The sequence below is a fragment of the Paraperlucidibaca wandonensis genome, assembly GCF_042677145.1.
Lineage (GTDB): Bacteria > Pseudomonadota > Gammaproteobacteria > Pseudomonadales > Moraxellaceae > Perlucidibaca > Perlucidibaca wandonensis.
In genome coordinates, this window is record NZ_JBHTIT010000001.1 from 2,206,962 (window position 1) to 2,221,022 (window position 14,061).

13 protein-coding genes are annotated in these 14,061 nt (G+C 54.2%); 11 read left to right on the forward strand and 2 right to left on the reverse strand.

Going from position 1 to position 14,061, the window contains the following annotated elements:
• Nucleotides 1–11 precede the first annotated feature (11 nt).
• The 7 genes from ACFQ0F_RS10470 (at nt 12) to ACFQ0F_RS10500 (ending at nt 9,021) form a co-directional block, all read left to right on the forward strand.
• The gene (locus ACFQ0F_RS10470) at nt 12–689 is read left to right on the forward strand and encodes a response regulator transcription factor (protein WP_340675754.1); all 678 of its coding nucleotides are present in this window, start codon (nt 12–14) and stop codon (nt 687–689) included.
• Nucleotides 679–2,043 (forward strand): sensor histidine kinase, encoded by a 1,365-nt coding sequence (locus ACFQ0F_RS10475; RefSeq protein WP_340675753.1) that lies wholly within the window; start codon nt 679–681, stop codon nt 2,041–2,043. Before ACFQ0F_RS10470 ends, ACFQ0F_RS10475 begins: the two co-directional genes overlap by 11 nt.
• A 75-nt stretch (nt 2,044–2,118) precedes the next feature.
• On the forward strand, nt 2,119–2,850 hold the full coding sequence (locus tag ACFQ0F_RS10480; protein ID WP_340675752.1) for a TetR/AcrR family transcriptional regulator: 732 nt from the start codon (nt 2,119–2,121) through the stop codon (nt 2,848–2,850).
• Nucleotides 2,822–4,165, forward strand: coding sequence for a TolC family outer membrane protein (locus ACFQ0F_RS10485; protein WP_379071853.1), 1,344 nt, complete (start codon nt 2,822–2,824; stop codon nt 4,163–4,165). Before ACFQ0F_RS10480 ends, ACFQ0F_RS10485 begins: the two co-directional genes overlap by 29 nt.
• Nucleotides 4,166–4,177: 12 nt before the next feature.
• Complete coding sequence (locus tag ACFQ0F_RS10490; protein ID WP_379071856.1) at nt 4,178–5,338, forward strand: efflux RND transporter periplasmic adaptor subunit; 1,161 nt, start codon at nt 4,178–4,180, stop codon at nt 5,336–5,338.
• Between the two features lie 12 nt (nt 5,339–5,350).
• The gene (locus ACFQ0F_RS10495) at nt 5,351–8,452 is read left to right on the forward strand and encodes an efflux RND transporter permease subunit (RefSeq protein ID WP_379071859.1); all 3,102 of its coding nucleotides are present in this window, start codon (nt 5,351–5,353) and stop codon (nt 8,450–8,452) included.
• Nucleotides 8,449–9,021 (forward strand): hypothetical protein, encoded by a 573-nt coding sequence (locus ACFQ0F_RS10500; protein ID WP_340675748.1) that lies wholly within the window; start codon nt 8,449–8,451, stop codon nt 9,019–9,021. Before ACFQ0F_RS10495 ends, ACFQ0F_RS10500 begins: the two co-directional genes overlap by 4 nt.
• A 57-nt stretch (nt 9,022–9,078) precedes the next feature.
• On the opposite strand, the gene radC is transcribed toward ACFQ0F_RS10500, so the two are convergent.
• Nucleotides 9,079–9,753: a RadC family protein gene (gene radC, locus ACFQ0F_RS10505; protein ID WP_340675747.1), complete on the reverse strand. Its 675-nt coding sequence runs from the start codon at nt 9,751–9,753 to the stop codon at nt 9,079–9,081.
• A gap of 113 nt (nt 9,754–9,866) precedes the next feature.
• Between radC and coaBC the strand changes: the two genes are divergently transcribed.
• The 4 genes from coaBC to ACFQ0F_RS10525 are packed head-to-tail and all read left to right on the forward strand — an operon-like array spanning nt 9,867 to nt 13,319.
• Nucleotides 9,867–11,117 carry a bifunctional phosphopantothenoylcysteine decarboxylase/phosphopantothenate--cysteine ligase CoaBC gene (gene coaBC, locus ACFQ0F_RS10510; protein ID WP_379071863.1) on the forward strand — a complete coding sequence of 417 codons (1,251 nt, stop codon included), beginning with the start codon at nt 9,867–9,869 and terminating at the stop codon, nt 11,115–11,117.
• Between the two features lie 31 nt (nt 11,118–11,148).
• Nucleotides 11,149–11,604: a dUTP diphosphatase gene (gene dut / locus ACFQ0F_RS10515; protein WP_379071866.1), complete on the forward strand. Its 456-nt coding sequence runs from the start codon at nt 11,149–11,151 to the stop codon at nt 11,602–11,604.
• 23 nt (nt 11,605–11,627) lie between these two features.
• Complete coding sequence (gene argB / locus ACFQ0F_RS10520) at nt 11,628–12,536, forward strand: acetylglutamate kinase (RefSeq protein ID WP_340675744.1); 909 nt, start codon at nt 11,628–11,630, stop codon at nt 12,534–12,536.
• 6 nt (nt 12,537–12,542) lie between these two features.
• Nucleotides 12,543–13,319, forward strand: coding sequence for a sulfite exporter TauE/SafE family protein (locus ACFQ0F_RS10525; protein ID WP_340675743.1), 777 nt, complete (start codon nt 12,543–12,545; stop codon nt 13,317–13,319).
• Here the strand turns inward: ACFQ0F_RS10525 and ACFQ0F_RS10530 are convergent.
• On the reverse strand, nt 13,316–14,047 hold the full coding sequence (locus tag ACFQ0F_RS10530) for a 16S rRNA (uracil(1498)-N(3))-methyltransferase (RefSeq protein WP_379071869.1): 732 nt from the start codon (nt 14,045–14,047) through the stop codon (nt 13,316–13,318). The two genes, ACFQ0F_RS10525 and ACFQ0F_RS10530, sit on opposite strands and share 4 nt — an antisense overlap.
• Between the last annotated feature and the right edge of the window lie 14 nt (nt 14,048–14,061).

A 14,061-nucleotide genomic window follows, 5' to 3' on the forward strand; every position in this document is an offset into this window, starting at 1 on the left:
TGAGAGATGGCATGCGTCTATTAGTAGTAGAGGATGATCTTGAGATTGCCGGCTTTCTGCGCAAAGCCTTGAGTGAGGCGGGGCATGTGGTGGATCACGCCGATAATGGCCGCGACGGACTATTTCTAGCAACTGGCGAGCCTTATGACGCTATTGTGCTCGATCGGATGCTGCCGCAAATGGATGGTTTGTCGATGTTGGCTGCGCTCCGAGCCAGCGGCGCCACCGTGCCTGTGTTGATTCTCAGCGCCTTAAATCATGTCGATGAGCGCATCAAAGGCTTGCGCGCTGGCGGTGATGATTATTTGGTGAAGCCTTTTGTGCTCAGCGAATTGCTCGCACGTCTTGAGGTAATCACGCGCCGTCAGTCGAATACAGCAACGACGAGTAATGATTTACGCGTTGCCGATCTCGTGCTCGATAGACTGACTCGGCAAGTGCATCGCGGCGATAAGTTGCTCAATTTAAAGCCGCAAGAGTATCGCGTGCTCGAATATCTCATGCGCCATGCCGGGCAGGTAGTGACTCGCTCGATGCTGTTAGAAGGTGTCTGGGATTATCACTTTGATCCGCAAACCAATGTCATTGATGTGCATATGTCGCGGCTGCGGGCCAAAGTTGATTTCGCACCTAAGCCGACTTTGATTCATACATTGCGTGGCGCGGGGTACTGCCTTCGTGAAGACTAAGAAGTGGCGCTGGTCAACTGCTACTAAGCTCACCTTATTTAATGCCGGCGTGCTGGTGTTTTGTTTTCTCTTGCTCTTGGCATTTACGCAATGGATGAGCGGCCGCTTTATGCAGGAGCACATCGAAGAAAGTGTTAAGTCGGAGCTCTCGTTATTGGTCAGCGAATACGACATCGATGGCCGCGAAGGCATGCTTAGCCTGATCCGTGATCGTGTTGCCGACAATTCACCAGAGCATGAGCGATACTACCGATTTGAAGACATGAAAACCGGCTTAGTCATTTCAAATTTGAAGGCTTGGCCTACGCTCGCAGCAGCGCCTGGAAAGACCTATTACTTGCCCAGCCCCGCACACCCAGGGAAGACTCGCTTAATGGCGCGTTGGCAAAGCCTGCCTCAGGGCGAGCGTTTATTAGTCGGCTTCGATGAGTACGAGCTGCATAGCATGCAGCGTAAGTTGCGCCAAAGTGCCTCGGTGAGCTTGGTTATTGTGCTGCTATTGGCGTGGATAGCTGGCCGCTTTATTACTCGGACAGCGTTGCGTCCTATTGAAACCATTCGCCATTCGGTTGGGCAAATCATGGATGGCGATTTGCGCCATCGTATTCCGCACCAAGATAGCGGCGACGAGTTCGATCAGCTCGCTATCACGCTTAATCATATGCTTGACCGCATCTCACGGCTGATCGCTGGCATCGAAGGCACGACCGACAATATTGCACATGATCTGCGCTCGCCATTAACGCGGCATCGCGCTCGCTTAGAAGCAGCCTTGCAGGAGCGTCCGACTGAGGCAGATTGGCCGCAGTGGGTGGAAAAAAATCTCGGCGATATTGACCAAGTATTGAGTACTTTTCAGGCCTTGCTAAAGATCGCGCGCGTAGACTCTGGTGTCTTGCGTAAAGAGTTTGTGACCGTCGATTTAGCCAAGCTTTGCCATGATGCGGTGGAGTATGTCGAGCCTTTAGCCGAGGCGCGAGATATTCACTTGGGCGTGTCTATTCCCGAGCAGGCGAGCCTGCCGGGCCATCGCGATTTGCTTTTCCAGCTACTTATTAATGTGCTCGATAACGCGCTGAAATATGCGCCATCGGGTAGTCGTGTTTTATTGTTGTGCGAGCAGCGTCACGACAAATGGTTGCTGCGCGTGGCCGATCAAGGGCCGGGCATTCCTAAGTCTGAGCGTCTGCGTGTATTCGAGCGGCTATATCGGCTTGATAGCACGCGCATGATGCCAGGCTTAGGGCTGGGTTTGAGTTTGGTGCACGCCACAGTGAACCTGCATCATGGAGAAATTACACTGCTAGACGCTGGCCCAGGGCTGCAGGTCGATGTGCTTTTGCCTAGGCGTTGACAAATTCTGAATATCATTCAGAATCCGACGACTATTCAGATGGGCCTCGGTTTTGGCCATTGTTGCGGACGATAAATGGGCACCAAAGAGCGGCGCGAACGACAATTATATGAGCGCGAGCAGCGGCTATTAGCCGTCGCCCGCGACCTTATCGTGCGCGATGGCTTGCTTAATCTGCAGATGAGCAAGCTGGCCAAGGCCAGTGAGCACGCCATGGGCACTATTTATCAGCACTTCGCTAGCAAAGAAGATCTCTATCTCGCCTTAGTCACCGAATCTGTCGCTGAGTACGCGCTGCTATTTCAGCGCGTGGCAGCTTGGCAGGCAAACTCTCGTGATCGCATGTTTGCCATTGCTGTTGCCGATAGCATCTTTGTGCGTCGTAACCCTGAACATTTTCGACTTGCACAATACGCTCTTTGCGAAGTCGTTTGGGGCGCAGCCAGTGCTGTGCGTCGAGAAGCTCATCATGCCGCCAGCCAGCCGATTAGTGAGGCTGTCATGCGTATCGTGCAGGATGGTTTGAGGCAGGGCGACTTGCTTGCCAATGGCCTGAGCCCAGAAGAAGTGTCCACCGGCTTTTGGGCAATGAGCCAAGGCATTCACACGCTCGCTCATGCTGAAGGCCTGCTTGAGCAATACGCCGTGCACCGCCCCTATGGTTTACTGGCGCGACATATACAATTTTTACTCAATGGCATGGGCTGGCAACCGCTCAGCCCCCTTACTGACGACGCGCTCAACGCGCTGATTACGCGTATTCGCGCGGAGGTTTTGCATGATTGGTGTGATGATGTGGCGAAATAGCATGCGCCTTAGCGCGTTAGCATTGGCAATGGGTCTGGCTGCGCCAGCGCAAGCACTGACCATGAGCGAGGCCTTAACGGCAGCGTTTAATACTGACCCAGTGGCAGCAGCAGCGTTGGCTGAGCGCGATGCCGGCATTGAAGTGGGTGTGCAGGAGCGAGCTACGCGATTGCCGCAGGTTAATGCTATTGGACGCATGACCACGACCGACTCGCGCGTTGGCACGACACCATTTGGCACAGGCTATAACGAACGCTACAACGGCTGGGATGCCTCTGTGCAGCTACGCCAACCCTTATTCCGCTATGACTTTCTCGCGCGTGGCCGCCGTGCCGATGCTCAAGATCAGCTCGCCGAAATGGGCTTTGTTGCACGCTCACAGGCACTGATGGCGCGCGTCGCCGAACGCTATTTGGGTGTGTTGCAAGCGCAAAACGAAATGACTTTGGCTGAAGCCGAAGCTGAAGCAGTCGCCAAGTCATTAGGCGATACGCAAAAACGCTACGATGTTCAGCTTATTGCCGGCACCGACTTGAAAGAAGCGCAAGCGCGCAATGATTTAGCGCAGGCTCAGCTTTTAGCGGCCAAGCAAAATGTCGCTGCCGCGCGCGATGCCCTTGATGAAAGCACCGGTCGTGGCCATGAGCCTTTGGCTATATTAAGTGAAAGCACTGCGCTGCCGGCATTAACGGAAAGCTCACCTGAAAGTTGGCTTAAGCTCGCTCGCATTCACAGCCCATCATTATTGCAAGCCCAAGCGCAGCTTGAGGTTGCTCAGGCCAATGTTAGTTCGCAGCGCAGCAGCGCTTTGCCTTCGCTAGACTTTGTCGCCTCACATGGCCGCCAAGATGACTCAGATTCGCGCGTCGGTATTGCCGGTGAAAACACGGCTTATGGCATCGAGCTCACTGTGCCCATCTTCGCCAGCGGCGCCAATGTCAGCCGCATTCGTCAGGCTCAAGCCAGCTTACGCAGCGCTACTGCCGAGCGTGATCGCGCCAGCCGTGAACTTACCCGCGAAACTCAGCGCTTAGTTCGTGATGTGCAAACCGCGCAAGCCCAAGCCAATGCCTATGCCCGTGCTGCTGAGTCAGCCGCTGCTGCCGAGCAAGCCACACGTTACGGCTACGAGGCCGGTAAACGAACTATTGTCGATGTGCTAAATGCGCAGTCGAGCACGGTGCAAGCACGACGCACACTTGATCAAAGCCGATACGGCGTATTGCTGAAAACCTTACAACTGAAGCAGCAAGCAGGCATTCTCACGCCTCAAGATATTGCTGCTATAGACACTCTTTTAAGCCCTGCGAACTAAGCCGAGAAAACAATGAATAAGCGCATGATGTGGATGCTGGTAATCACTGCGGTCGTCTTTGGCGGCCTCTTCGGGATGAAGTGGTTCGGCAATAAAATGATGAACCAATATTTCGACAATATGCCGATGCCGGCTGCCGCCGTATCTTCCGCAAAGGCAGCAAGCCTGAGCTGGCGCAGCACGATTTCGGGTGTCGGTACGGTAGTTGCTAGCCAAGGCACGCGCATCAGCAGCGAGTCAGGCGGCTTGGTGGCCAAAGTGCATTTTGAGTCTGGCGCACAAGTTAAGCGCGGTGATTTGCTGGTGACACTATCTGCCGGTAGTGAACAGGCCGACTTGGCTCGTCTGCAATCACAAGCAACTTTAGCTAAATCTGAGCTATCGCGCCTACAGCGTCTGTACAAGTTAGAGGCTATCTCGAAGTCTGAACTTGATCGTGCCGAAACTGACTTCCGTGCTACGCAGTCTGCTGCCGATGGCCAACGCGCCAAACTTGCTCAAAAGCAGATTCGCGCGCCGTTTTCTGGCCAGCTAGGTATCCGCCAAGTTGATGTTGGTCAGTATTTGCAGGCCGGCGAAACCATGGTCACCTTGCAGCAACTTGATCCCGTATATATCGACTTCACTTTGCCTGAAAAAGACGTACTGCTGGTTGATGTCGGCCAGTCGGTGAAAGTCACGCTAGATGGTCAAAATGACCGTGTATTTGAAGGCGTAGTGAGCGCAATCGAACCACAAGTTAATGTGCAAACACGCAACTTTAAAGTCCGTGCCAATGTTGCCAATGCGGATCGCTCATTGCGACCTGGCCAATTTGCTCGCGCCGAAATTGCGCTGCCTGATGTGCGTAAAGTGGTAGCAATTCCGCTGACATCGGTGAGCTATAACCCTTACGGTAACTCGGTGTATGTCATTGTGAAGGCGCCGAAAAAAGCCGCAGCTGAAGGCAAAGAAGCCACTGCTGAAAAATCAAAAGATGAGCTGGTGGTGCGTCGCCGATTTATTAAAACCGGTGAGGCTCGCGGCGATATGGTGGAAGTAACGGAAGGCGTGAATGCTGGTGATGAAGTTGCCACTAGCGGCCTGCTGAAGCTGCAAAATGATGCCAAGGTGATCATCAATAATACGGTGATGCCGCCTAGTTCAACCAATCCGACGCCAGCTGAAAGCTAAGCCGAGACCGACATGAAATTTACCGATATTTTCATTAAGCGACCGGTGCTGGCGATTGTTGTCAGCCTGATCATTCTATTGCTCGGGCTGCGCTCGGCCACTGACTTAAACGTGCGCCAATACCCCGAGCTACAAAACGCCGTCATCAATGTGGTGACAACCTATGTTGGTGCTGATGCCGACTTGGTGCAGGGCTTTATCACTACGCCATTGGAGCGTGAGATCGCCTCGGCACAAGGCATCGATTATATAAAGTCGACTAGCTTGTCGGGTGTGAGCTCGATTCAGGCCTATTTGCGTCTAGATTACGACCCCAATGTGGCGCTCACGCAGATCGCTGCCAAGGTCAATAAACTACGCAACCAGCTGCCAGAAAACTCCGAAGATTCGGTCGTTGAACTGTCGGTGGGTGACACCACGGCGGCGATGTATTTGTCGTTTTATTCTGACATTCTCGACAATAACCAAATCACTGACTATCTAGTGCGTGTGGTCGAGCCCAAGCTCGCCACTGTGCCCGGGGTTCAGCGCGCGCGTATTTTAGGCGATCGTACTTTTGCTATGCGCATTTGGATGAAGCCGGAACGTATGGCCGCGCTCGGTATTACTGCCAGCGATGTTTATAACGCTTTGCGAAGTAATAACGTGTTGGCAGCACTTGGCGCGACTAAAGGCTCAATGGTGCAGGTTGATTTAACCGCCTCCACTGACCTCAACACGCCTGAGCAGTTCCGCGCCTTGGTAGTGCGCTCGGCAGATGGCGCGATTATTCGCTTAGGCGATATTGCCGATGTGGTGTTGGGCTCGGAAAACTACAGCACTGACGTCTCGTTTAACGGCAAAAGCGCGACCTTTATGGGTATCGAAGTAGCCCCCGATGCGAACTCGCTCGATGTCATTAAAGACGTACGCGATAACGTTTGGCCGCAAATTATTGCGCAGTTACCCGAAGGCTTGAACGCAAACATCCCTTACGATTCCACACGCTATATCAACGACGCCATCCAAGAGGTTATCAAGACCTTAATCGAAGCGGTGCTGATTGTTATCGTGGTGATTTATCTGTTCTTGGGCTCGTTGCGCAGTGTCTTGATTCCGGCCGTCACCGTACCGCTGTCGATGATTGGTGCTTGTTTCTTGATGCAGCTGATGGGTTTCTCGATCAATTTGCTGACCTTGCTGTCTATGGTGTTAGCGATTGGTATGGTGGTCGATGACGCCATCATTGTGCTGGAGAATATCCATCGTCACATCGAAAATGGCATTAAGCCTTTCGATGCCGCCATCAAAGGTGCGCGCGAGCTGCTTGGGCCGGTTATTGCGATGACCATCACGTTGGTCGCGGTGTACTTGCCAATCGGCTTTATTGGCGGTCTGACGGGCACATTATTTGTTGAGTTTGCCTTTACGCTGGCGGGCGCGGTTTTGCTCTCGGGCGTTATTGCACTGACGTTGTCGCCGATGATGTCGGCAATGTTATTGCGCGCGCCTAGCGAGGAAAAAAGTAATCGCTTTGCGCATTGGCTAGATGAGAAGTTCGATAAATTACGCCATGGCTATCAGCGTAAATTGCACGGTGCGATGGATGACAAGCACGTTATCTTGACCTTTGGCATCATTGTTTTGATCTCGTGCTTCTTCTTGTTTAAGGCCTCTCCCTCTGAGCTTGCGCCGGAAGAGGATCAGGGCTTTTTCTTGATATTCTCTCAAAGCGACTCGTTTTCATCACTGGATTATCTGACCTCATTTACCGATGAGTTAACGAAGATCGTCAACGCCATTCCTGAGAAAGAGAACTACTTTCTGCTGAATGGTGTCGGCGGCGGTGGCTCGGCAGTGGGCAGTAACACCGCTATCTCTGGTGTGGTTATGAAGCCGTGGACTGAGCGGGAGCGCACGACTAAAGAGGTGCTCAAGGAGGCCACGGGTAAAGTGAGTCAAATTGCGGGCCTGCAAAATGCGGCGTTCTCCCCGCCCTCGCTGCCAAGTGGTGGTAATGGTTTTCCTGTTGAGTTCATCATTACTGGTACGGCCAGCCCTGAGGCTATGCTGAGTGCTGGCGATGAGGTCTTGGCAAAGGCGATGGCGAGTAAAAAGTTCATCTTTATGCGAAGCGATCTGAAGATCGATAAACCACAGGTGAAGGTAGAGGTTGATCGTGAGAAGGCGGCATTGCTGGGCATCAATATGAATACGCTTGCTGCCGATATGTCGGCCATGCTATCTGGCGGCTATGCCAATCGCTTCAGCATGGAGTCGCGCTCGTACAAAGTCATTCCACAGGTTACTCGCAGTGAACGTTTGAACCCAGGTCAACTGGAGAGTTACTACACGCGGACGGTGACTGGTGAGCTGATTCCTTTATCTACGGTGGTTACGTTACGCGAAACTGTGCAGCCGCAGTCGCTGAATCGTTTTCAGCAGCTGAGTGCAGTGTCACTCTCTGGCGTACCGCGTCCTGGCGTGACTTTGGGTGAAGCTTTAGACGTGCTCGATGAAGCGGCGCGGACGACGCTGCCGAAAGACTTCAGTGTCGATTACGGCGGGCAGTCGCGCCAATACAAAACCGAAGGTTCGGCTCTGGTAACAACGTTCTTCTTCGCACTTATCATCATTTACTTGGTGCTGGCGGCGCAGTTTGAGTCTTTCCGCGATCCATTGATCATGCTCATTACCGTGCCAATGTCGATTTGCGGCGCGCTCCTGTGTCTGAATATCGCGGCTATGTTCCAAGTGCCGGGGGCGTCGATCAATATTTACACCCAAGTCGGGTTGGTGACATTGATTGGTGTGATTGCCAAGCATGGCATCTTGATCGTGGAGTTTGCTAACCAACTCCAGCGTCAAGGTCATGAGCGCCGCTTGGCCATTGAAGAGGCCGCTGCGATTCGTCTGCGTCCAGTGTTGATGACCACCGCAGCCTTGGTGTTAGCGATGATTCCCTTGCTAATCGCCACGGGCCCTGGTGCGGCATCGCGCTTCTCCATGGGCTTGGTGATTGCCACCGGCATGACCATCGGTACTGTGTTCACGCTGTTTGTGGTGCCGGCAATGTATCTGTATCTCGGGCGTGATATCCCGACCGATCCAGAGCATATCGAGGCAGCCGCTTGATCGCGCTACTGCTAACGTTAGCGGCGCTAAGCATCTGGCTTTATCAAGATGCTCAGCGCCGCCAAATGCGCACACCATTGGCTTGGGTTGGACTCTTACTCCTGCTCGGACCATTAGCATTGGCGGTGTATTGGACGCGCCGCCCGCTGTTTAGTGGTGAATACCGTGCTGGCGGGCGTGTTTGGATAATGTTGCGTGTATTTTTGCTCGGCATCACCGCTTGGGCACTGCTATTTATCGCGGTGCTAATGGTTTGGTTGAGCGCCTTTTTACCCATGCCATTGATCGTGGCTTTGCTTATGGGCCTTGGCTTTTTTGTTGGTGGCTCATGGCTCTTTATTGTTGCCGCTGTGCTGCTTCTTGCATGGGTTCTGCGCGACCCGCGAAGCTTAGAGGTCGGCCCAACGCATCAAGCACTAGTAGGTGTTGAACTACCCGTGTGGGGCGACCGTCTGCTTAAAGTGATCTTTTTCGCAGGCATCCTTGGCGTCTTTGTGCTCACCGAGCCGGCGCATCCAGACTGGGTCGAGCACATCGATTGGCAGTCTCAGTCGACCATGCGTCTGTAAGCCGAGGTCTTGAAACTGGCTTATTCGGCGAGCAGCCATCTGCACGATGGCCGCTCGCTACAACCAGCCGCGCTCAGCAAACGACACCGGCTCGCCATCGCCAATCACTAAGTGATCTAGCGTGCGCACATCGACTAAAGCTAAGGCCTCCTTTAGCCGCGTAGTGATATGTCGGTCGGCCGGCGAAGGCTCGGCCACCCCTGATGGATGGTTATGCGCCAAAATCACCGCCCCAGCCTGATGTTTCAGCGCCTGCTTAACCACCTCGCGCGGATGCACTGAGCAACTATCGAGCGTGCCGCGAAACAAGTCCTCAACAGCAATGACGCGATGTTGATTGTCTAAAAACACCACGGCAAAAACTTCATGCTCTAAGTCACGAAGCCGCGCCTTGAGAAATTTGCGCGTGTCATGCGGGCTGCAAATGGATTCGCGCGAAAGCACGGTTGCCTGCAAGTGGCGCTTGTTTAGCTCTACTGCCGCGGCTAATCGGCAGGTGCGCGCCGGCCCCCATCCAGGTAATTGGCTGACATCCTCGAAAGAGGCGGTTAATAGCTGCCGTAAGCCGCCAGTGGTGTTTAGGGTTTGGCGAGCAATATCGACTGCCGAAAAGCCGGCGATGCCATGCCCAAGCAAAATCGCGATGAGCTCGGCGTCGCTAAGCACACTGGCACCTTGACGCTGCAATCGCTCACGCGGCCGCTCGTTGAGCGGCCATTCTTGAATTCTCATCTCTACTCCTTGAGTTCACTAGCTCGTGGTATCTTTCGCCCCACGATTTGTCCTTGCCGAGGGCAGCGCTTGTGGCGCTTACCTAAGGTATAGACCCGATGTGGAGTAATTGCATGCTGGCGCGGCTATCTCAGAAAAGAATTTTACTTGGTGTGACCGGTGGCATTGCGGCGTATAAATGCGCCGATCTGATTCGCCGCCTGCGCGATGCTGGCGCTGAGGTGCAAGTCATCATGACCGCGGCAGCGCAAGAGTTCATCACGCCGCTCACCTTGCAGGCGCTGTCAGGCAACACCGTGCACACCGATTTGCTCGACCCGAAAGCCGAAGCCGCCATGGGACATATCGAGCTGGCGCGCTGGGCCGACCTATTTTTAGTGGCACCAGCTTCGGCCGACACCATCGCGCGCTTATGCCAAGGGGTGGCCAATGACTTGCTCACCACCTGTTGGTTAGCCTGTGGCGCGCGTAAGGCCGTAGCGCCTGCGATGAATCAGCAGATGTGGTTAGACCCCGCCACGCAAAACAATATGATCACCCTGCAAGCTCGCGAGATTGCGATTTTTGGCCCCGGCAGTGGCGTACAAGCCTGCGGCGATGTCGGTGCGGGCCGTTTGCTTGAGCCGTTAGAAATCGTCGCGCTTTGCGCCGAACAATTTGCCAGTCACGCACTCACTGGCCGGCATGTGGTCATCAGCGCAGGGCCGACACGCGAAGCCGTCGACCCCGTGCGCTATTTGAGTAATCACAGCTCAGGCAAGATGGGTTTTGCCTTGGCCGAGGCCTGCGCTGAAGCAGGCGCCCGCGTCACGCTGATTGCAGGGCCAGTGAACTTAGCCACGCCGGATCGCGTGCAGCGCATCGATGTGGTTTCAGCTCGCGATATGCAGGCGGCATGTGAGCTGGCGGTCACTGACGCAGTCGCCGCTGTAGGCGCTGAGCAAAGTGTGTTTATCGCCACCGCTGCTGTTGCCGATTATCGCCCCGCCCAAGTTGCTGAGCAGAAGATCAAAAAGGGCGACAAAGATGATGAGATCACGCTAACTCTGGTGAAAAATCCCGACATCGTCGCTGGCATTGCCGCACGCGCTGAACGCCCTCTAGTTATGGGCTTTGCCGCTGAGACGCACGCTGTCGAAGCCTATGCGCAAGATAAGTTAGCCCGCAAAAAGTTGGATTTAATTGCCTGCAATGATGTCTCGCGTGCCGACATTGGCTTTCAAAGTGACGATAATGCCATGACCGTATTTTGGCCTATGGGCGATGGCGTTGGCCGTGCCGACTTGGCCAAAGCCAGCAAAGCCCAAATCGCCCGTCAGTTGGTGCAGTTGCTCGCTGATCGACTCAGCAGCGCCGGCGCTTAAATAGCGAATAGATCACCGTTAGGAAGTTGAAATGAAGTCATTACAAGTCAAGATTTTAGACTCGCGCATTGGCAGCGAACTGCCGTTTCCTAGCTATGCCACTGAAGGTTCGGCAGGCCTAGATCTGCGCGCTTTGCTCGACGCGCCGTTAACATTAGCGCCCGGCGAGACGCAGCTTATTCGCACCGGATTGGCGATTTATATCGCTGACCCGGGCTATGCTGGTTTGATTTTGCCGCGCTCAGGACTAGGCCATAAACACGGCATCGTACTCGGTAACTTGGTCGGCTTAATTGACGCCGACTATCAAGGCGAACTCATGATTTCTTGCTGGAACCGCAGCTCAGTGGCATTTACGCTCGAGCCCGGCGAGCGCTTGGCGCAGTATGTTTTAGTGCCTGTAGTGCAGGCCAGTTTTGAAGTGGTTGAAGAGTTTCGCGCCTCAGAGCGCGGCACCGGTGGCTTCGGCAGTTCTGGCCGTCAGTAATTCATTTTTGCGAGCATAAAGACATGGCACTTTCTCATAACGAAGCACTCAACGTTGCGTTAGTACTTACCGAAGCACTGCCGTATATCCAGCGCTTTAAGGGCGCAACGGTAGTGGTCAAATACGGCGGCAATGCCATGACCGACCCTGAGCTAGAGCACTCATTCGCGCGTGATATTGTGCTGATGAAAACGGTGGGCTTGAACCCGATTGTGGTGCACGGTGGCGGCCCGCAAATTGGCGACATGCTCAAGCGCGTGGGCAAAGAGTCTGAGTTTATCGATGGCATGCGTGTCACCGACAGCGAGACCATGGATATCGTAGAAATGGTACTCGGCGGCTCGGTTAACAAATCCATCGTCAATCTGATTAATCAGAACGGCGGTCGCGCCATTGGCCTTACGGGTAAGGATGCTAACTTGATTCGCGCGCGACGGATGACGCTGTCGAAAAAGGATGCCGCTGGGGAAGATATTTCTGTCGATATTGGTCAGGTTGGCGAAGTTGCCGGCATCAAAACCGATGTGCTCGAGCTCATGTTCAAGAGCGATTTCATCCCAGTGATTGCGCCTGTGGGCGTTGGTGACGACGGTGCTTCCTACAATATCAATGCCGACTTGGTGGCAGGCAAAGTTGCTGAAGCCTTGAAGGCCGAGAAGTTGATCTTGCTCACTAACATCCCCGGTGTGATGGACAAAAATAAAAAAGTGCTGACCGGTCTGACTACCAAAGATGTCGACGCACTGATCGCCGATGGCACTATTTATGGCGGCATGCTGCCGAAAATTGCCTGCGCTTTAGATGCCGTCAGAAATGGCGTGCAAACCGCGCACATCATCGACGGTCGTGTGCCGCACGCCTGTTTGCTCGAAGTCTTTACCGACGATGGTATGGGCACTTTAATCAGCAATCGTCTGCCGAAAAAAGCTTAAATCGCGATGCTAGATGCCGGCGGGCAGGTCCTGCTATTTGGACTTGCTCTGCTGGCCAATACGCTATCGGCACTCGCCGGCGGCGGTGCCGGCTTGTTGCAGCTGCCAGTGTTGTTATTCCTTGGTCTCGCCTTCCCTACGGCATTAGCCACGCACAAAATTGCCAGCGTTGCCCTTGGTGTAGGTGCCACCTTGCGCCATCTCCGCGGTGACGGCATTGATTGGCGTTTTGCGCTGTTTATTTTGGCGGCAGGCCTGCCCGGCGTTTATGTTGGTACGCAGGTTATTTTGCAGTTGCCAGATGCGTTGGCACGTGGTGCTTTGGGTGTGCTCACACTGGGTCTTGGTCTGTATTCATGGCGCCGGCCAGCTTTGGGCGTTAGTGCTGAAAAAGCCAATCGCGACCGCGCTGGTATGCTCATTGGCGCGCTCGGGCTATTTGCCATCGGCGTGTTAAATGGCTCGCTGACAAGTGGTACTGGCCTGTTTGTCACCCTATGGTTAGTGCGTTGGTTCGGCCTCGATTACACCCGTGCGGTGACCTACACACTGATTTTGGTCGGGCTATTTTGGAATGGTACGGGCGCGATAGCCTTGGCTCAGCAAGCACCGGTGCAATGGGACTGGCTGCCGGCATTGCTCTTGGGTTCATTACTTGGCGGCTATCTTGGCGCACACATGGCCTTGCGTCATGGCAGCGGCGTAGTGAAGCGGGCGTTTGAGCTACTTACCGTGGCAGTTGGCTGCAAACTCTTGTGGGATGCCGCGCAAGCTTTGGTTTAGCCGGCATCGCCATAAAGCCATTGCAGCACCGCTAGCGCCGCTACTGGCGCTGTCTCGGTGCGCAGGACTCGCGGCCCAAACTGCCAAGGTTGAAAATTACAGGCTTGCGCCGCGCTAATTTCTGCAGCACTCAAACCACCCTCGGGGCCAATGAGCAGCGCTACTGACGCAGGCTTGTCTGAAGCATTTGGGCCGCCAGAAACACTAGGCGCTAGCACCCATTTTTGTGTCGCGACCACTGCTGTTTGCCAGTCACTCAGCGCCATTGGCCCATGTAGTAAAGGTAAGGTATTACGCCCCGATTGCTCACAAGCGCTGACCAATACACCCTGCCAATGTGCTAGTTTTTTCTCGATAGCTTCCACTCCACGCAGACGCAACTCGCAGCGCTCACTGCTGAGTAAGGTGATCTCGCTAACACCCAATTCCACGGCTTTTTGCAGTGCGTAATCGAGGCGATCGCCCTTGCTCATCACTAAGCCAAGATGCGTGTGTAGCGCCGACTCCACGGCTGGCATTGCGATCGAAATAACCGTGACCTGTGCCGAGCGCTTGCTGACTTCGATCAGCTCAACTTCAGCCTCACAGCCTTGACCATCAAACAGTACAGCATGGTCGCCGATGCGAGCGCGCAGCACACGAGTCCAATGATGCGCGGCGGCCTCTGGCAGGCTGAGTGTCATGCCTGCAGTCCATGTTTGCTCAGCGGTTACATATAAACGAATCATGATTTTCTCATCAA

Coding starts and splice junctions, on each gene's coding strand:
- ACFQ0F_RS10470 (WP_340675754.1), top strand. CDS start 12: ATGCGTCTATTAGTAGTAGAGGATGATCTTGAGATTGCCGGCTTTCTG.
- ACFQ0F_RS10480 (WP_340675752.1), top strand. CDS start 2,119: ATGGGCACCAAAGAGCGGCGCGAACGACAATTATATGAGCGCGAGCAG.
- ACFQ0F_RS10485 (WP_379071853.1), top strand. CDS start 2,822: ATGATTGGTGTGATGATGTGGCGAAATAGCATGCGCCTTAGCGCGTTA.
- ACFQ0F_RS10490 (WP_379071856.1), top strand. CDS start 4,178: ATGAATAAGCGCATGATGTGGATGCTGGTAATCACTGCGGTCGTCTTT.
- ACFQ0F_RS10495 (WP_379071859.1), top strand. CDS start 5,351: ATGAAATTTACCGATATTTTCATTAAGCGACCGGTGCTGGCGATTGTT.
- radC (WP_340675747.1), bottom strand. CDS start 9,753: ATGAGAATTCAAGAATGGCCGCTCAACGAGCGGCCGCGTGAGCGATTG.
- coaBC (WP_379071863.1), top strand. CDS start 9,867: ATGCTGGCGCGGCTATCTCAGAAAAGAATTTTACTTGGTGTGACCGGT.
- dut (WP_379071866.1), top strand. CDS start 11,149: ATGAAGTCATTACAAGTCAAGATTTTAGACTCGCGCATTGGCAGCGAA.
- argB (WP_340675744.1), top strand. CDS start 11,628: ATGGCACTTTCTCATAACGAAGCACTCAACGTTGCGTTAGTACTTACC.
- ACFQ0F_RS10525 (WP_340675743.1), top strand. CDS start 12,543: ATGCTAGATGCCGGCGGGCAGGTCCTGCTATTTGGACTTGCTCTGCTG.
- ACFQ0F_RS10530 (WP_379071869.1), bottom strand. CDS start 14,047: ATGATTCGTTTATATGTAACCGCTGAGCAAACATGGACTGCAGGCATG.